Source organism: Acidobacteriota bacterium, from assembly GCA_009838525.1.
Classification (GTDB): Bacteria; Acidobacteriota; Vicinamibacteria; order Vicinamibacterales; family UBA8438; genus VXRJ01.
The window spans coordinates 14,018-31,873 of record VXRJ01000028.1 but is presented as its reverse complement, the minus strand read 5'-3'; the positions used below and the strand labels follow the sequence as shown (position 1 = coordinate 31,873).

The window sequence follows — 17,856 nt, the reverse complement described above, 5'->3', positions numbered from 1 at the left end:
TCACGGTTCGTCTCGCCGGCGCGCCCACGCCACATGTTCCGCGACGACCGGATCCCGTGTCGACGCGCGCTCCGCGCCGCCCGATGCGTCGAGCGCCGCACGGGCCGCGGCCGTCCCCCTGTTGCCCAAGGCGACCGCCACGTTTCGCCGGAATCCGTTCAGCTTCGCACGCGACATCGCGCTGTCGGCGAGCAACGCCTGAGTATCCGCGTCCGATCGGCGCCACAGGTCGATCAGCGTCGGTTGGTCGAGAGCGGGCCGCGGCCGCCACGCGGCGTCGCCCGAGCGAGCCGCGGGATGGTTGTAGGGGCAGACATCCTGGCAGATGTCGCAACCGTAGACGTGCGTGCCGATGGCGTCGCGCCAGGTCTCGGGGATCGGACCGCGCAGCTCGATGGTCAGGTACGACAGGCATCGCGTCGAATCGAGCACCCACGGCTCGCGCAGCGCGTCGGTCGGGCATGCCTCGATGCAGAGCGTGCACGTGCCGCACTGATCGAGCTGCGGCGCGTCGGGCTCGAGTGCAAGGCTGGTGATGATCTCGCCGAGGAAGATCCACGACCCCTGTTCGGGGTGGATGAGACAGGTGTTCTTCCCAATCCAGCCCAGGCCGGCGTACTGCGCGTAGACGCGTTCCTGGACGGGTCCGGTGTCGACGTACCAACGCGCCTCGAACGGCTCGTCGCATGCCTCGCGCATTTCCGCCAGCAGAGCGTCCGCGCGCCGGCCGAGCACGTCGTGGTAGTCCTCGCCCCAGGCGTAGCGTGAGATGAGCGCCGCGTCGGGGTCGCCCACCTCGGTCGAGTACGGCCGGTCGGTGTTGTAGATGACGCCCAGAGCAACGACGGACCGCGCCGCCGGCACCACGTTCCGCACGTCGGCCCGTCGCGCCGCGGACCGCGACAGATACCGCATCTCGCCGGCATGGCCCGCGGCCAGCCACGTGTCGAAGTACTTCAGTTCCGGGAACGCTTCCGCGGGGGCGATGCCGCACAGATCGAACCCGGCCTCCCGGGCCATCCGCTTCACCTCGGACGCCTTCAGCATCGTGCGGCAGTCGCTATTTCAGGCAGTCGTTGAACCAGCTCGCCCGCCTGGTGGCGGTCGAACAGCTCTTCGTGCTCCGCGTCGATGACGAGAAGCGGGATCGTGATGCGGTGGGCGTCGTTGACCGGGCGGTACTCCAGCACCTTGTCGAGATGGGCCCAGCCGTTCAGGTTGGGGGCCTTGTCGGTCCGCATGCGGGTGCCCTCGCTCCAGATGTCGACCGGCTTGTGCTCGACGGTGTCGGGGAGCTGCCACGCCGGTTGGGCGGTGGCGGCAGAGGGAATCAGAAGGGCGGCAAACAACAGCGCGATGAGAGCGCGGGTCAATGGCATGGCGTTCTCCCCTGGGGCCGGTCGTCGTTTGCGCCATTCTCCCACAGGGGCGCCCACGCCGACCGGCGCGACCGCGCCGACCGTCTCGCCGTCCCTACCGTTTCCTGCGGGTCTGGGCCCGCTCCTGGCGGCGGGCCAGTTCTTCGCGCCGCCGCACCAGCAATTCTCGCTCCTCGGCAAGGTGGCGGTACTGGTCGAGCCGCGCGGGATCGAGGCGGCCCGCGTCGACCGCATCGCGGACGGCGCAACCCGGTTCCGCGCCATGCTGGCAGTCCCGGAAGCGGCAGTCGGCGGCCAGTTCGTCGATGTCGGCGAAGGCGTCCTCCAGCGCACGGGCGCTGTCCCAGATCTGCAACTCGCGCAGGCCCGGCGTGTCGATGATGAGGCCGCCGCCGGGGCCCAGGATGAGCTCGCGGTGGATGGTGGTGTGGCGGCCGCGTTGATCGATGCCGCGGACCGGCTGCGTCCGCTGGCGTTCCTCGCCGAGCAGGCGGTTGATCAGGGTCGACTTGCCGGTGCCGGACGACCCGAGCAGCGCCGCGGTGCGGCCGGGCGCCAGATAGGGCTGGAGCTGATCGACGCCCTGGCCGGTCTTGCCGCATGTGGCGTGTATCGGAACGCCGGGCGCGGCGTCCCGCACCTGGGCGATCGCCGCATCCAGGTCGTCGCACAGGTCACACTTGTTCAGCACGACGGCCGGCCGGGCTCCGCTCTCGGCCACCGCGACCAGATACCGCGCGATACGGCGCGGGTTGAAATCGCGGTCGAGTCCGGCCACGACGAGGACGACGTCGATGTTCGCTGCCACCACCTGGCGCGTCGTCGGGTCGCCCGCCGCCTTGCGGGCGAAGCTGCTGCGGCGCGGCAGGACGAAGCGGATGGTCGCGGTGTCGTCGGTCTTGTTCAGGGCGACCGCCACCCAGTCGCCCACTGCGGGAAGCTGGTCCTGGCCCGCCGCCTCGTGCCGTAGCCGTCCCGCCGCCTGCGCCATCCGTTCGCCGTCCGCCGTCACGACGCGGTAGATGTGGTTGTGCTCGATGCCGACGCGCGCGGGAACGAGCGCGGCGTCGTTCAGCGCCGCGAATGCGGCGGCGAACGTCTTGTCCCAACCAAGTGCGGCCAGACCGGGCGGCACGGAGCGATCGCTCATCGCATCATGGATGCGCCGGCTCGCCGGGCGGGAGATCCCAGAGACGGGGCCAGTCGTGGCCGGTTTCGCCGGGATCGTCGTCGTCACCATCGGCGGCGAGACTATGGACGCCGACCCCGAGGAGGCGTACCGGGCGGGCGCCGGCGTCGGTGCGATCGATCAGCATCTGCGCGCGGCGCGCGACTTCGTCGGGATCGTCCGTAGCGGGCCGCGCCGTGTGACTCCGCGTTATTGTCGTGAAGTCGTCATAGCGCACCTTCACGGTGACGGTTCGCGCACGGATGCCAGCGCGCCGCAGCCAGTCGCCGGAGCCACGCGCCATCCGATCGATCTCGGCCCGAATCGTCTCCATATCGACGAGATCGAGCGCGTAGGTCTGCTCCGAACTCTTGGACTTTCGCTCGCGGTGCGCGACCACCGGGCGCTCGTCGATGCCGTGCGCCAGACGCCGGAGCGACTCGGCATGGCTTCCCACCAGGCGATGGAGCGCCGCGTCGTCGATGGCGCGCACGTCCACCAGCCGCTCGATGCCCGCTTTTCGCAGCCGGCGCTCGGTGACCGGGCCGACACCCCACAGCGCGCCCACCGGCAACTGCTGGAGGAACGGCTCGACGCGGTCGTGCGACACGACGGTCAGTCCGTCCGGCTTCTGCCATCCCGACGCGATCTTGGCGAGGAACTTGTTCGGAGCGACGCCGGCGGATGCGGTCAGGCCGGTCGTTTCCCGAATCTGCGCCTTCAACCGCTTCGCGACGCGTGTCGCATACGGTTCGCCCCAGGCGTTTTCCGTCACGTCGAGGTACGCCTCGTCGAGCGAGAGGGGCTCCACCTTGGGGGTTACGGCGCGAAACAGATCGAACACTTGCTGCGAGATCGCGCGATACTTCGCGAAATCGGGGCGGACAATTTCCAGTTGGGGACAACGGCGGACCGCCTGCGCCATCGACAGCGCCGACCGGACGCCGAACTCGCGCGCCTCGTAGCTGGCCGCCGCGACCACGCCGCGCCCTTCCGGCCGTCCACCCACGGCGACCGGCCTGCCGCGCAGCTCCGGCCGATCACGCTGTTCCACCGACGCGTAGAACGCGTCCATGTCGATGTGCACGATACGGCGTCGCCGATCGGTCACGGCGGAAGTCTACTACCATGATGGTGCATGCCCGACGTGCCCCAGCCTCGCAGGAAACGCAAGCTGACCGCCACGGCGTGGGAGGAAGCGCGTGGCCTGATGTGGCGCTACCGCTACCGGCTGGCCCTCGGTCTGGTGCTGATCCTGGTGAGTCGCCTCGCCGGCCTGGTGCTGCCGGCGATGTCGCGCTACATCCTCGACGAGGTGATTCCGGCGCAACGGACCGACGAGCTGTTCATGCTGGCCGGGGTCGGCCTTGCCGCCGCGGTCGTGCAGTCCGCGACCGGCTTCGCCCTGTCGCAGGTGCTCGGCGTCGCCGCCCAGCGCGCCATCACCGAGATGCGGAAGCAGGTGATGGCCCACGTCTCGCGCCTGCCGATCCGCTACTTCGATTCGACGCAGACCGGCGTTCTGATATCCCGGGTCATGACCGACGCCGAAGGGATCCGGAACCTCGTCGGCACCGGGCTGGCTCACCTGGCGGGGGGATTGCTCACCGCGTCGATCGCGCTCGTGTGGCTCTTCTGGCTCAACTGGCGGCTGACGCTGCTGACGGTGCTCGTGCTCGGTCTGTTCGGGATCACGATGGCCGTCGCCTTCTCGCGGATCCGGCCCGTTTTCCGGGAGCGGGGGAAGATCAACGCCGAAGTCACGGGGCGGCTCGGCGAGACCCTCAGCGGCATCCGGATCGTGAAGGCCTACGGCGTCGAGAAGCGCGAGCAACTGGTCTTTGCGCGCGGCGCCCATCGCCTGTTCCGCAACGTCGCCAAGACGGTAACCGGAGTTTCCGCCGTTACGTCCATCTCCACGTTCGTGATGGGGCTCATCGGCGCCATGATGATCGTCCTCGGAGGCAACGCGCTGATGTCCGGGTCGTGGACGACCGGCGAGCTGCTGCAGTACCTCATCTTCACCGGACTCGTCATCGCCCCGGTTATTCAGATTTCTCAGATCGGGACGCAGGTCACCGAGGCGTTCGCGGGACTCGACCGGATCCGCGAGGTCCGAGAGATGGCGACCGAGGATCAGGAGGACGAAACGCGGGACCGGCTGGGTGCGTGCCGCGGCGAAATCCGGCTGGAGGACATCTGGTTCGAGTACGAGCCGGACGTGCCGGTCCTGAAGGGAGTCTCACTCGAGGCGGCTCCCGGCACCACCACCGCGCTGGTCGGATCGAGCGGCTCGGGCAAGAGCACGCTGATCAGCCTGGTGATGGCATTCAACCGTCCGACGGCCGGCCGCGTCCTGATCGACGGACGCGACCTCCAGAACATCAGCCTGAAGGACTACCGCGCCCGTCTCGGCGTCGTGCTGCAGGAGAACTTCCTCTTCGATGGCACCATCCGCGCCAACCTCGCGTTCTCGAACCCGCGTGCGACGGACGAGGAAATCCGCGAGGTGAGTCGCTTGGCGCACTGCGACGAGTTCATCAATCAGTTCCCCGACGGCTACGACACGATCGTGGGCGAGCGGGGCGTCAAGCTCTCCGGCGGTCAGCGGCAGCGCGTCGCGATCGCACGCGCCATCCTCGCCGACCCCGGCATCCTGATTCTGGACGAGGCGACGTCCAGCCTCGACAGCGAGAGCGAGGCGCTGATTCAGGACGGGCTGCGCGCCCTGCGCGCCGGACGCACCAGCTTCGTCATCGCGCACCGGCTGTCGACGATCCGCAGCGCGGATCAGATCCTCGTGCTGGAAGCTGGCGAAGTCGTCGAGCAGGGGACGCACGATGAGCTCATGGCTCTCGACGGGCGGTACAAGCAGCTCTACGACCGGCAGTACGGCCTTGAGCGGAACCGCTTCATCAATCCGGGGGAGGACTTCACGCCCGATCCGGCGCCCGTCGCTATCCCAAGGAGCCACGGGTAGCGGTCGGCGATGCCGCTCCCTACGGATCGTTCCGGTAGACGATCCCGTCCCGCATGACGAACCGGACGTTGCGCAACGCCTCGATGTTGATGGCGGGGTTGCCCTCGACGGCGACGAGGTCGGCGATGAACCCGGGAGCGATCTGACCCAGGTCGTCCTCCATGCCGATCGCGCGCGCGGCCATCGAGGTGGCGGAGATGATCGCGTCCATCGGATTCTGGCCCGCTTCGTCCACGCGAACGATTAACTCCTCGAAGTTTCGTCCGTGCGCGCCCGCCGTGGCGTCGGTTCCGAAGACGATCTGGACGTCGCCGTGGCGAAGTGTTTCGCGCAACGTGTCGAGGCCGACGCGGCGCGCTTCACGCATCCGCTCGAAGCCGATCTCGGTGTAGTTCCCGACGCCGATGAACCGCGGGCGGAACTGCGCGTAGTTGTCCCAGAGCAGGCCGGTGTGGAAACCGACGAACGTACCGTGCTCGGCGAGCAGGGCGATGGTGTCGGCGTCATAGTGGTTGGCATGCTCCACCTGGTTGCAACCGGCCCGGGCCACCGCGCTAACCACTTCCGCACCGTAGGCGTGCACGGCGGAGCGGAGCCCCTGGGCGCGCGCCTCGTCGCAGGCCGCCTCGATCTGCTCGTCGCTCAGCGTCCGCTCGCCGCCGTCGCGGATGCTGCCCGAAGCGAAGATCTTGATGACATCGGCGCCGTCCGCCTCGAGTTGCCGGACGAACGCACGGATCGCGTCCACGTCGCCGGTGGCGGCGGTCACCGGACGAAGCGACGTCAGCACCCGCGGGCCCGGAATGTCGCCGGCGGCGATCCGATCGCGGAGCGGTCCGTCGATCTCGCTGCCGAGACTCTGCACCGTGGTGACACCCGCCTGCAGGTTGCGCCAGGCGTTCGCCACGGCGTGCAGCATCAGCTCTCCCTCGCTCTCTTCCCGAGCGCCGGGGGCGCCGTGCACCCTGCCGCTCGCGTCGAAGTGCGAGGTGAGGTGGACGTGCGTGTCGATCCAGCCGGGCATCAGGGTCAGGTCCGACAGGTCGTAGTCGACGGCCCCGCGCAACCCGTCGACCCGCGTGATCCGGTTGCCGTCAACCGTAAGGCGTGCGTTCTCGCGCATCCCGCCGGTTCCGTCGAGTAACAGGCCGGCCCGGATCAGGACCCGGCTATCGCCGTCCGGCGCCTGGGCATCGATCGGCGCGAGCAGCCCGGATACGGGCAGCCCGAGGGCGAGGAACAGAACGCTGATGACTCCGGCTACGACTCTCGTCCGTGTCATGGCACGTCTCCCGTGCGAACGAATCCCGGATGTCCGTCCTTCCGGATGCGGCCGGCGGCGGCGCCGGCGCACCGGAGTTAACGATACTAGAACGCCCAGCGGAGGCCGAACTGCATCTCCCGCGCGTTGAGGGCGCTGAAGATACGGCCGAAGTTGGGAGACCCGAAGAAGCGGTTCGGGAGGTCGAAGTTGGCGCGGTTGAGCAGGTTGAAGATCTCCCAGCGGAACTCCAGCCGGCTGCCGTCGTCGAGGAACCAGTTCTTGGCGACCGACAGGTCGATGTTGAAATAGCCGGGGGCGAAGACCGGGTTGCGCGGCGCGCTGCCGTACGTGAACGGATCCTGAAGGCTGAACGCGTCGGTATCGAACCAGCGCTCCGGCGTCCGCTGGCCCAGCGGCAGGTTGGGGTCGCCGGTCAAGTCGGGGCGCTGGGCCGGGCCGGCGCCGATATTGGCGATGTCGTCGGTGACGTTCACCGTGAACGGCGCACCCGACTGCGCGGAGACGATGCCGTTCACCCGCCAGTTGCCGAACAGCGCCTCGCGCGCGCCGCCGGCGCCGGCCGCGAACGGAAGCTCGTAGGTCGCGCTCCCCACGAACTGGTGACGGTGATCGAAGCTCGACAGCGCCACCTCGCCCGGGAAGATGTTGCGCACGTCCTGCGGCACGTTCCTCTCGAAGGCGGTCGCCCCCGGGCTGGACGCATCGTCCTCCGACCGCGACAGCGTGTAGGCGAGGTCGAACGCCAGGCCGTCGCGGATGCGGCGGACCGTCTTGACAGTGACGGCGTGATAGATCGACTTGCCGTCGAAGCGGATGGCGCGGATGCCGGCGAGCTGCGGCACCGGGCGCCGCGCGCTGATCGGCCCGGGGCCGGGGACCGGCACGTTGTGGATGGTCGAGTTGTCGGCGCCGATCGTGTACGACCCCATGTAGAAGAGCTCGAGCATCTGGCTCGGCCCCAGCTCCGTCTGCAGGCCGCCGCTCCAGGTCTGCGTGTACTCGACGAAGTAGTCGTAGTCCATGATCGAGCCGCCGATGCTGCCCGTCGGGTCTGACGCCAGAATCGTCCGCGTGTCGGCCAGCGGCACGAACTGGCCCGCCGGCACATCCACCTGCTTCAGCAGGAAGAACGGCAGATTGCGGGCGAAGGCGGTCTGCACGCTGTAGGCCCACTGGTTCAGGAAGACGCCGTAGCCTCCCCGCACCACGGTCCGTCCGCCGTCATCCGGCTGCCACGCAAAGCCGAAGCGCGGCGCAAGCCGCACCTTGCTCGGCCGCAGCAGGCTCCGGTCCCATCCCGCCTCGGCCGACGTCACCCACGGAATCGGAATGAGCGGCAGCAACGCCTCGGCCGCGGGCGAGATGTTCCCCGCGTCGTCGCTCGCAATCACATAACGCCCCCCCGGAACGGACAGGTCGATCGTCGACAGCCGGTTGTCCACGTCGCGCATGTGCTGATTGAACTCGTAGCGCAGCCCGAAGTTCAGAGTCAGGCCGTCGCGCACGCGCCAGTCGTCCTGGGCGAACAGGTGCATCCAGTTCGTGCGGGCATTCTCGTCGCCGCGGCCGCCGATGCCGGCGCGGGCGGAGACCGGATAGCCCAGCAGGAAATCCGCGAAGGGATTGCCGCTGAAGCGCCCCGTGTAGGCGAAACGACCCCGGGGGGTGTCGGGATTCTCCGGCCGGAACCGAAGGTGGAACCAGTAACCCCCGAATTTCAGGTGGTGGTTGCCCCGGTCGATCAGCACGTTCTGGTACAGCTCGAAGTGCTCGTTGTTCCGGTAGACGAAGCTGGCCGGATCGCCCATGGCGCTGTACAGACCGGCGGTGTCGATCTGGGGATAGCCGACGTCGCGCGGATCGCGGGTCACTCCCGCGATGCCGAGCGGGCCGGCGAAGTCGACGCCCCGGTTCAGGCTCGCCTGCCCGCCTTCCACCCGCATCCAGCCGAACCGCGTCTCGCTCAGGAATGTCGTTCCGATGGGCCGCGCCCAGCTCAGCGCGAGGTTGCGCGTGCGCGTGGTGAGAGTCCGGCCGAAGCCCGGGATGAGCGACTCCTGCTGGATGCTGGTCCCGAACGGCTGGAGGTCCTCGGCGTCGAATGTCGAGAAGCGCGCGAAGAACTGATCCGCCTGCCCGAAGCGGTGATCGATCCGGGCGCTGAACTGATTGATGTCCGACTCCGACTGCTCGACCGAGGTCAGGTTCTGCACCTCGCCGCTGCCACTCGGCATTGGCACCGCCTGGAGAAACGCGGCGGCGACCGGGTCGATCCGGCCGGCCGGAATTCGGTTGCCGGGAAAGAACGTACCGCAGGCGCCCGTCGCCGGATCGCGCGTGAGCGGATCGCAGATCGGCGCCTGGCCGGCGAAGTCGCCGCCGCGGACCGGCACCGAGGGCACGGAGAAGGTCTTCGTGAGCGACCGCTGGGTCCGCTGTCCTTCGAAGCTGACGAAGGCGAACGTCCGGTCGGTGACGAGCGGCCCGCCCAGACTGCCGCCGAACTGGCGTTGATCGAGCGGCGGGACCGGCTCGTCGGGGGGGTCGAAGTAGTTGTGCGCGTCGAACCGCTCGTCGCGGACGAAGGCGAAGGCGCTGCCATGAATCTGGTTGCCACCCGACTTGGTGGCGACGTTTATGAGCGCCGACGCCTTGCCACCGAACTCCGGCGGATACATCGATTTCTGGATCTTGAATTCCTGGATCGAATCGACCGACGGATTGATCACCAGGTTGTTGAACAGCTCGTCGGTCACCTTCACCCCGTCGAGCAGGTAGATGTTGTGGCCGGCGCGCTGGCCGCCGACGTTCGGCAGCGGTCCCGCCTGCTGCAACGCCGCGCCGCGCGTCCCGCCCGGCGGGATCACGACCGCGTCACTCAGTTGCGCGAGCTGCAGGAACTGGCGTCCGTTCAGGGGGATCTGCTCCACCTCGCGCGTGTCGATCACGTCGCTGATTTCCGCCGTCGTCGACTGCAGCAGCGGCGCCGCCGCGGTGACCGTCACCTCTTCGGTGATCTGTCCCAGGTCGAGCTGAAACGCCAGATCCAGGGTGCGTCCCAGATCGAGGAAGACGCCGGTCTGGACCACCCGGCGGAAGCCGGGCACTTCGGCGCTGATGGTCCATTCCCCGATGGGCAGCGACGCCATGTAGTAGCGTCCGTCGGCGCCCGTCACCCGTTCGACCGAGAAGCCGCTCTCGGCATGGGTCGCGACCACCGTAGCACCTGGCAGGACACCCCCCGATTCATCGCGAACGACCCCTTCCAGGGTCCCGGTATTCGCCTGGCCGGCCACGGAAACCGCGCTGCCGAGAAGCAGCACGGCCACCAGCGCGGCCGCACGAACCGCTCCTACGGCGGGACAGACGGATACCAGCATGACGGATGATTATATGGGGTTGGGCTGGCCCGTCCGTCGCGCGGACTCCAGAATACGCGCCGCGGCGCGACGGCTGGCGCCCGGACTGCCCAGTCGGTCGCGCACGTCCGCGAGCGCGGCGCGCGTGCGGACGGCGAGTTCCGTATCCGTCAGGAAACGGACCACTTCGTCGGCCACCGCGTCCGGCGTGAAGGCATCCTGCAGGAGTTCCGGCACCACCTGCCTTCCCGCGATCAGATTCACCATCCCCGCGTTCGGGACGTGAGAAAACGCCTTCACGATGCAGAAGGTGATGGCCGACAACCGGTAGACGATCACCATCGGCTTCTGATGGATGGCGGCCTGCACGGTCGCCGTGCCCGACGCGGTAACTACGGCGTCGGACGCCGCCAGGGCGTCGTCGGTCCGCCCTTCCACCACCGCCGCCACGCCTGCGGACACGAGCGGTCCGATTGGCGCAAAGAGGTCCTCGTCAAGCTGCGGCGCCCGGGCGACGACAAACTGCGCGCCCGGCACGCGCTCGCGGATGCGCCTGGCCGCGTGCGCCACATCGGGCAGGATTGCGCGCAGCTCGTTCGGCCGGCTCCCCGGCAGCAGGGCGACGGTCGGCGCGGCCGGATCGAGCCCCAGCTCACGCAGGAAGGGCTCCCGCGCAACCGACGGCGTCGTCACTTCCAGCAGCGGATGGCCCACGAACTCGACCGGGATATCCGCCTGGCGATAGATCTCCGTCTCGAACGGAAAGATCACGAGAACCCGGTCGACGACCTGCCCCATCGTCCGGATCCGGCCCCGCCGCCACGCCCAGAGCTGCGGTCCGATGTAGTAGACGACGGGCACGCCCAGGCGGCGCATCGCCGCGGCGACGCGGAAGTTGATCTCCGGGAAATCGATCGCTACGAAGACATCCGGCCTCTCCGCGCGGGCGCGCGCCACCATGCGCCGGTAGGTCGCGAACGAGCGGGGCACTACCGCGAGCGCTTCCGACAACCCGGTCGCGGCCAGCCCCCGGTAGTGCCCCACCAGCTCCGCGCCGGCATCGCGCAGGTGGTCGCCGCCGAGGCCGCAAACCGTCACCGAGGGATCAACCGCACGCAACGCGCGGGTCAGGGCGCCGGCGTACAGGTCACCCGAGGGTTCGCCGCACGAGATGAGGATCACTGGCGTGGACTACTGCCCGCGTCGCCCGCCTCCGCGGAGGTCGGGCGCGGTCAGGTCGAGTTCGGCGACCGGCACGACTTCGATCCGGTCGAACCCGACGGCCGGCAGGTCGCGGATGAACGTGGACGCGTCGCCCACCAGCACGATTGACAGGTTGTCGGGATGGAGGTGCGCCTCCGCCGCACGCTGGATCTCGCGCGGCGTCACCGCGTTGATCCGTTGCGGGTACTGCTCGATCGTGTCGAGGTCGAGGCCGAAGAGCATCGCCTCGAGCACACGCGCGGCGATGGCGTTGGGCGTCTCTAGCGTGATCGGAAAGCTCCCGGCCAGGTAGTCCTGCGCCCCGCGCAGCTCGCGGCGGCTGACGCGGTCCCGCCGGAGCCGGGCGATTTCGTCCACCATGACCCGGAGGGCCTCGGCGGTGGCCTCGGTGCGCGTGTCGGTCTGGGCGAGGAAGTCGCCCGACAGAAGCTGCCCCGCCAGATCGGCGCTCGCCGAGTACGTGAGTTGCCGGTCGGTCCGGAGCACGCCAGCGAGCCGGTTGCCTCCGTCACCCCCCAGGATCTTGATCGCCAGGTCGAACGTCAGGAAATCGTCGTGGTCGCGCGGCAGCGCGACATGGCCGGCCCGGATGACGGTCTGCACGGCGCCCGGGCGGTTGATCACGACGAGGCGGCGGGTCGGCATCGGAATCGTCTCGACTCCCGCCGCGGGCGGCTCCACGGCTCCCGCCGGCCAGTCACCCAGCACCCGCTCCACCCCGGCGAACGCCTCGTCGGCCGTGACGTCGCCCACCACCGCGATCAACGCGTTGTTCGGCAGATAGTGGGTTCGGTGAAACGCCACGAGGTCCTCGCGCGTGACCGCGCGAACCGATTCGGGCGTTCCCCCCTGGGGCATCCCGTACGGATGGAAGCCGTACACCAGGCGGTTGAAGACGACTCCCGCGAGATAGCCAGGATCCTCGTAGCTCACCTGGAAGCTGTTGAGGACCTGCGTGCGCTGCCGTTCGATCTCGGCCGGATCGAACGCCGGGCGCCGCGCCACGTCGGACAGCAGATCGAGCGCGAGGTCGAAGTCGTTCTTCAGGACCAGCGCGTCCACGAAGCTCAGCTCGCGGGCCGCGCCGACACCGAGCGCGCCGCCGATGCTGTCGATGGTCGTGGCGATCTCCTGCGCCGAGCGGGTCGTGGTCCCCTGATCGAGCAGCCGGCCCACGAACTGGGCAACGCCCGGTTTGCCGGCTGGATCGGACGCGGTCCCGGCCCGCAGGATCATGCGGACACTCACGGCCGGCTGCTCGTGGTGGCCGACGTAGATCACTTGCAGGCCGTTCGCGAGCGACCGGATCTCGTAGTGCGGGAAGACCATGGCGCGCCGGTCGAGCGGCGGCGGCGGCTGTTCCCGCGGCCAGTCGACCCGCTGGGCGGAGGCGGACGAGGCGATGGCCAGGGTCGCGACGGCGCATGCCAGCGCCGCGGCGGCGGCAGGCGCGGGCGTCCTCCAGGTACGGGCCGCCCTCACTGTCCGCCCCCCCCGCTGCCCCGGGGCAGGATCGTCAGCACGAGGCGATTCTCGTCGCGCAGGTAGGTCCGGGCCACCCGCTGCACGTCGTCGCTCGACACGTTCATGAAGATGTCGAACTCGGCGTCGGCGGTGGTCACGTCGTCATGCGCCACCACCGCGTGCGCGAGATGCATCGCCTTCTGCTCGATCGTGATCCGGCCGATGACGTAATCGCGAGCGAACTGGTTCTTGGCCCGCTGCAGCTCGGCGTCGGTCGGCGGATCGGTCTTCGCCCGGTCGAGCTCCGCGATCAGCGCCGCCGCCGCTTCGTCCGTCGACCGTCCCGGCGGCACGAGCGCCACCGCGTAGAAGAGGTTCGGATCCTCGATCAGCACCGACTGGCCGAAAGCGGTGACCGCGACCTGCTGCTCGTACACCAGCCGCCGGTAGATCCGCGCGCTCTGCCCATCGGACAGCACCTTCGAGAGGATGTGGAGCGGGTAGGCGTCGGGGTGCCCGTCGTAGGTCACGGGGTGGGCCACGATGACCGCCGGCAACGGCCAGTTGTCGGCTTCGACGGTCACGTTGCGCGGGCCCGCCGGCGCGGGCTCGCGCGGCAGGTCGCGAGGCACCGGGCGTTCCGCCTTCGGGACCCGCCCGAAGAAGTGCTGCACGAGCTGGAACGCGTAGTCGGTGTCGAAGTCGCCCACCAGGGCCAGCGTGGCGTTCTCCGGGACGTAGTAGGTGTCGAAGAACTCCCGCACGTCCTCGATCCGCGCCGCCTCTATGTCTTCCATCGAACCGATCGTTGTATGCCGGTAGGGGTGCGTGGTGAAGGCGTGCTCGTACAGAATCTCGTTCAGAAGGCCGAACGGCTCGTTCTCGTACCGGAGGCGGCGCTCTTCCTTCACCACTTCGCGTTCGGCGTCAAGTCCCTCCTGGTTGATCCGGAGGGTCGCCATCCGATCCGCTTCCATCCACAGCACCAGCGGCAGGTACTCGCCCGGGACCGTTGCGTGGTAGACGGTGGAGTCGTCGGTCGTGTAGGCGTTGCCTTCGCCGCCGATGCGCGTGATGAGGGCCAGGTGGTCGCCCCGTTGAAGGTTGTGCGACCCCTGGAACATGAGGTGCTCGAACAGGTGGGCGAACCCGGTGCGGCCCGGCGGCTCGTCGCGCGATCCGACGTGGTACCAGAGCTGCAGGTGGACAATAGGGGTGGAGCGGTCCTCGGAGAGGATCACCCTCAGTCCATTGTCGAGCGTTTCGAGTCGGTAATCGAACTTCGTCGGCCGAACCTGCGCGCCCCCCGCAACGACGAAAACGCCCGCCAGGACGGCGGTGATTGCCGCGAACGCAGCGGCACGGCAGAAACGCGGCCGGGAACGCATGGGCCGATTATCTCACAGTGATCCCGTGCCGCCGGCGGTTGGGGAGCCGGGCGGTCAGTCGAGCACGAAGCGAAACGCCAGACGGGTCCAGCGCGCCGGCTCGCGGACGTACAGGCCGGGATCGATCCGCCGCTCACGGCCGATCAGCACTTCGCCCGCCCCGACCCCGCCGCGGAACCGCAGCCCGAACCGCGCGATGCCGCCATAGTCGCCGTGCCGGCCGAACCAGTCGGGATCGCTCCGGAGCAAGGTACCGTCCAGCTCGCCGATGAGCGAGATGCGACTGGTGACGGGGCGGATGACGCGGACCCAGACGTTCGCCTCCTGCTTGTAGTCCACCTCGGACCCGGTGATCAGCGTCATCGCGCGGATGCCGAGATCGACGTCGAACGATCCCATCTGCATCCGGTCGCCGTAGGAGAGGCCAATGTGGTTCCAGGCCGGCGAACCGGGGCTCTCCCGGTCGGTCCGGTGACGCGAGACATGGTGGAACGTAAGCCCCACCTCCCCTCGCACCAGCCGGGCAAAGACCGACAGGTCAATCGTGTAGGCGGTCTGCGTCGGATCGATCGGCCGCCGCTCGTCGCCCACGACCGTTTCCAGATTGAGGAAGACGTTGCCTCGCAGGTACCAAAGATCGAAGACATCCATGTCGACGCCGACATCGGTGTCCCACGAGAAGTCCTCCGCGCCGTTGCCCGGGAGGCGGGCGCCCTCGACATGGGCGAGGTACCGCGTCAGAAAGCCGAGCTGCGGATCGCTCGTCTGGGCCGGGCGCGGCCCGCCCACCGCCTGTGCCGCCGCCGGAACGGCGCTGGCCAGCATCAGCAGCGCGACCACCAGCAGACGGCCCAGCATCCGCTCGACGAAGGGCACCAGGTGGTCCAGCTTCAGCCGCGCCGCTACGTCGCGCAGATGCGCCGCGCGGCGCTCCGGATCGTCCTTCAGGATGCCGCGCAGCTCCGTCAGCGGCGCACTCGGCGCGGGCCGCCACTTCACGCCGGTCAACCCGTGCCGCGCCCCGCGCCAGGCAAGCAGATGCCCGACGGCGAGGAAGACGAAGTAGTAGGCGATCAGGTTGGGACCCGGCACGAAGAAGAGGAGCGGCCCGAGGATGGCCGCCGCGATGCTCGATCCCACAAGGCGCCGGACGTGGCGGTCGGCATCGCGCTGAAGGCCGGCTCGGGCGACCGCGACGGCGTCGTCGGGCTGCAGGTCGTCGGGATGGACCAGGGTGACCGAGCTCTGGCTCCGCAGGTGCCACAGCATTCGCCAGTCGACGATCGCCTCGGCGATCCAGCCGATGATCACGTTGCGGAGGCGGATGAGCCAGGACCTTCTTTCCGAGGGGTCGGTCGGCAGCGTCGACAGGCGCCGGGTCCGGCGCGCTTCCTGCGCCTCCGCCATCATCTGCCGGAAACGCGCGTACCAGCCGCCTCGCCCCGCGCCCGCGGAGTCGTCGGTCTGACCGGCCTCGACCGACTCGCAGTAAAGCTCGTACAGCGTGGGGCCGATCGGCACGAGATAGACGTCGACGTCAGGCAAGGGGAACGAGCACTCGCGGGACCTGCACTATCCTCTTCTCGGAACCGTTCATGATCGTCCAGCCTGCGCCTGCGGCGCAAGCCGCGCCCGGCCCCGCTAGTCCGCCGACGGCGCCGCGACTACCTCGAGGCGGTCGCTCTACTCTACCGAAGCTCCGGCCGTGCTGCGGCGTGATAGGCTGGCTCCCATGCTGCACCGACACTTCGGGCGAAGCGTTGCGCTCGGCCTGGCGGCGGCGTTCCTGATGACGGCGGGCGCCGGCGCACAGGACTACGCGGCGGAGATCGAGGCCTGGCGCGTCGACCGCGAAGCCCGCCTCGCCGCCGACGACGGCTGGCTGACGGTCGCCGGGCTGTTCTTCCTCAACGAGGGAACGCAGACGTTCGGCTCGTCACCCTTGAACGACATTCTTCTCCGGACGGGTCCGGAACAGGCGGGCACATTCACGCTGAGGAACAACGTGGTGACGGTGCGGGCGGCGGAGGGAACGACCCTCAACGTCGACGGCCGCGACGTCACGGAGGCGCGGCTCTGGCCGTACGAAGGCAACGACCGGCCGACGATCGCGCTCGGCCCCCTCAGCCTCTTCGGTCACTACAGCGGCGACCGGCTCGCCATACGGATGCGGGATCAGGAGAGCGCGATCCGCCAGGAGTTCACCGGCCTTCGCTGGTACCCGGTCGACGACACGTTCCGCGTGGAGGGGACGTTCATCCCCCATGACGAACCCCGCGCGATGGAGCTCCCGAACATCCTGGGCGATGTCGAGACGTTCCGGACGTCGGGCTCGGTCGCGATGACGGTGGGCGGGGCGGAGGTGCGGATGACCGCGGTCGACTCGGGCGGCCGGCTCTGGTTCATCTTCCGCGACCTCACAAGCGGTGCGGAGACCTATCCCGCCGCGCGCTTCCTCTACGCCGACGTGCCGGGCGCGAACGGCACGACCACGGTCGACTTCAACCGCGCCTACAACCCCCCGTGCGCCTTCAACCCGCACACCACCTGCCCGCTGCCCCCGCTCGAGAACCGCCTGCCCGTCCGGGTCGAGGCGGGCGAGCTGGACTATCACGCGCCGTAGCTGCTAGCACGGGGCCGCATAGAGATCGAGAATGCCGCCGGCGCGGAGCGCCGCGACGGGCCGGGCGACGAGATCACGCAACACCCCGGGCGCTTCCGGGCGACCGTCGGCCGGGGTTTCCCAGTCGACCACCTCGAAACCGGCCGCTTCGGCCAGACGCGCGAGGGTCGCCGGCGTGAAGAACCAGAGATGGTGAAGCGCGCCGTAGTGCTTCCAGGGACGCCGTTTCAAACCGAGGCGGCTCTGCGCGCTCTTGAGACGGATGTTCCAGCCGGCGAGGTTCGGAACGCCAACGACGAGCAGGCCGTCGGGGCGCGTGAGCCGGCGCGCGGCGCGAAGCTCGGCCAGCGGGTCCGGCGTGTGCTCCAGGACCTGGTTGAAGCGGACGGCGTCGAACGTTGCGCCGCCGAAGTCGATCGCGGTGAGCGCGCCTTCGTATAGGGACGCGCCGGTGCCGCGTGCGGCATCCGTCAGGTGGATGTCGGCGCCGGAAGCGTCCCAGCCTTGCCCGCGCGCGTAGCGGAGGAACGCCCCGGCGCCGCAGCCGACATCCAGCACGCTCGCCGGACGCGCAGCGACATGACGGCCGATCCGCGCCAACTGGCGGGCGAAAGTCCGCTCCCGGTAGGGATCGTCCCCGGCATGAGCCGTCGGGTGGTAAGTAGCGCCGTACACCGCCTCGGAGAGCTGCGCGAGGACCGGGCGGGGATTCTGGCATTCGAGGCCGCATGACGGGCACCGGGCAAGGTGAAAGCCCTGGAAGTCGACCGCGAACGGGCTGGGTTCGCATCGGCACAAGGGGCAGACGACAGGCTCCCGGTCCGGAAGCGCCGCCTCCACCTCGGCGCGCGGTCGCCCGAAGAGCGACTTGCTCACGCGGCGATCCTCTCACGTCGTTGGCTCACGTCGCCGGCATCCAGGTCGCCGGCTGACGTCGCGGGCCGTCCCAGCGCTGGGAGCCGTAGGCTCCAGGGGGCTGTGGTAGG

13 protein-coding genes are annotated in these 17,856 nt (G+C 69.2%); 2 read left to right on the top strand and 11 right to left on the bottom strand.

Annotated elements, in window-relative coordinates; translation table 11 throughout:
* The 4 genes from queG to dinB all read right to left on the bottom strand — a co-directional run bounded on the left by queG (nucleotide 1) and on the right by dinB (nucleotide 3,622).
* On the bottom strand, nucleotides 1–1,047 hold the full coding sequence (queG, locus tag F4Y45_12275; GenBank protein ID MXY25284.1) for a tRNA epoxyqueuosine(34) reductase QueG: 1,047 nt from the start codon (nucleotides 1,045–1,047) through the stop codon (nucleotides 1–3).
* Nucleotides 1,041–1,379: a hypothetical protein gene (locus tag F4Y45_12270; GenBank protein ID MXY25283.1), complete on the bottom strand. Its 339-nt coding sequence runs from the start codon at nucleotides 1,377–1,379 to the stop codon at nucleotides 1,041–1,043. The genes queG and F4Y45_12270 overlap by 7 nt, the downstream gene beginning before the upstream one ends.
* Before the next feature lie 94 nt (nucleotides 1,380–1,473).
* Nucleotides 1,474–2,619, bottom strand: a complete 1,146-nt coding sequence (gene rsgA, locus F4Y45_12265) for a ribosome small subunit-dependent GTPase A (protein MXY25282.1) — start codon at nucleotides 2,617–2,619, stop codon at nucleotides 1,474–1,476.
* Nucleotides 2,534–3,622 (bottom strand): DNA polymerase IV, encoded by a 1,089-nt coding sequence (dinB, locus tag F4Y45_12260; protein ID MXY25281.1) that lies wholly within the window; start codon nucleotides 3,620–3,622, stop codon nucleotides 2,534–2,536. Before dinB ends, rsgA begins: the two co-directional genes overlap by 86 nt.
* A gap of 63 nt (nucleotides 3,623–3,685) precedes the next feature.
* Between dinB and F4Y45_12255 the strand changes: the two genes are divergently transcribed.
* Nucleotides 3,686–5,527, top strand: coding sequence for an ABC transporter ATP-binding protein (locus tag F4Y45_12255; protein MXY25280.1), 1,842 nt, complete (start codon nucleotides 3,686–3,688; stop codon nucleotides 5,525–5,527).
* A 19-nt stretch (nucleotides 5,528–5,546) separates the two neighbouring features.
* Here F4Y45_12255 and F4Y45_12250 read toward each other — a convergent pair whose 3' ends face one another.
* From F4Y45_12250 to F4Y45_12225, 6 genes are all read right to left on the bottom strand, one after another.
* The gene (locus F4Y45_12250) at nucleotides 5,547–6,809 is read right to left on the bottom strand and encodes an amidohydrolase family protein (protein ID MXY25279.1); all 1,263 of its coding nucleotides are present in this window, start codon (nucleotides 6,807–6,809) and stop codon (nucleotides 5,547–5,549) included.
* Between the two features lie 86 nt (nucleotides 6,810–6,895).
* Entirely contained in the window at nucleotides 6,896–10,192 is a 3,297-nt protein-coding gene (locus F4Y45_12245) for a TonB-dependent receptor (protein MXY25278.1), read from the bottom strand.
* A 9-nt stretch (nucleotides 10,193–10,201) separates the two neighbouring features.
* Complete coding sequence (lpxB, locus tag F4Y45_12240) at nucleotides 10,202–11,353, bottom strand: lipid-A-disaccharide synthase (GenBank protein MXY25277.1); 1,152 nt, start codon at nucleotides 11,351–11,353, stop codon at nucleotides 10,202–10,204.
* A 9-nt stretch (nucleotides 11,354–11,362) separates the two neighbouring features.
* On the bottom strand, nucleotides 11,363–12,877 hold the full coding sequence (locus F4Y45_12235; GenBank protein ID MXY25276.1) for an insulinase family protein: 1,515 nt from the start codon (nucleotides 12,875–12,877) through the stop codon (nucleotides 11,363–11,365).
* Entirely contained in the window at nucleotides 12,874–14,247 is a 1,374-nt protein-coding gene (locus F4Y45_12230; protein ID MXY25275.1) for an insulinase family protein, read from the bottom strand. The genes F4Y45_12235 and F4Y45_12230 overlap by 4 nt, the downstream gene beginning before the upstream one ends.
* Before the next feature lie 54 nt (nucleotides 14,248–14,301).
* A complete protein-coding gene (locus tag F4Y45_12225; GenBank protein ID MXY25274.1) occupies nucleotides 14,302–15,792 on the bottom strand; it encodes a hypothetical protein in 1,491 nt (496 codons plus the stop codon).
* Nucleotides 15,793–15,979: 187 nt separating this feature from the next.
* On the opposite strand from F4Y45_12225, the gene F4Y45_12220 reads away from it, so the two are divergent.
* The gene (locus tag F4Y45_12220) at nucleotides 15,980–16,870 is read left to right on the top strand and encodes a DUF1684 domain-containing protein (protein MXY25273.1); all 891 of its coding nucleotides are present in this window, start codon (nucleotides 15,980–15,982) and stop codon (nucleotides 16,868–16,870) included.
* 3 nt (nucleotides 16,871–16,873) lie between these two features.
* Here the strand turns inward: F4Y45_12220 and F4Y45_12215 are convergent, their stop codons facing one another.
* Entirely contained in the window at nucleotides 16,874–17,746 is an 873-nt protein-coding gene (locus F4Y45_12215; protein ID MXY25272.1) for a class I SAM-dependent methyltransferase, read from the bottom strand.
* Nucleotides 17,747–17,856: the final 110 nt, after the last annotated feature.

Excerpts from the sequence above, each read along its gene's own strand:
- queG (MXY25284.1), bottom strand. The coding sequence starts at position 1,047 with ATGCTGAAGGCGTCCGAGGTGAAGCGGATGGCCCGGGAGGCCGGGTTC.
- F4Y45_12270 (MXY25283.1), bottom strand. The coding sequence starts at position 1,379 with ATGCCATTGACCCGCGCTCTCATCGCGCTGTTGTTTGCCGCCCTTCTG.
- rsgA (MXY25282.1), bottom strand. The coding sequence starts at position 2,619 with ATGGTGACGACGACGATCCCGGCGAAACCGGCCACGACTGGCCCCGTC.
- dinB (MXY25281.1), bottom strand. The coding sequence starts at position 3,622 with ATGGACGCGTTCTACGCGTCGGTGGAACAGCGTGATCGGCCGGAGCTG.
- F4Y45_12255 (MXY25280.1), top strand. The coding sequence starts at position 3,686 with ATGCCCGACGTGCCCCAGCCTCGCAGGAAACGCAAGCTGACCGCCACG.
- F4Y45_12250 (MXY25279.1), bottom strand. The coding sequence starts at position 6,809 with ATGACACGGACGAGAGTCGTAGCCGGAGTCATCAGCGTTCTGTTCCTC.
- F4Y45_12245 (MXY25278.1), bottom strand. The coding sequence starts at position 10,192 with ATGCTGGTATCCGTCTGTCCCGCCGTAGGAGCGGTTCGTGCGGCCGCG.
- F4Y45_12230 (MXY25275.1), bottom strand. The coding sequence starts at position 14,247 with ATGCGTTCCCGGCCGCGTTTCTGCCGTGCCGCTGCGTTCGCGGCAATC.
- F4Y45_12220 (MXY25273.1), top strand. The coding sequence starts at position 15,980 with ATGCTGCACCGACACTTCGGGCGAAGCGTTGCGCTCGGCCTGGCGGCG.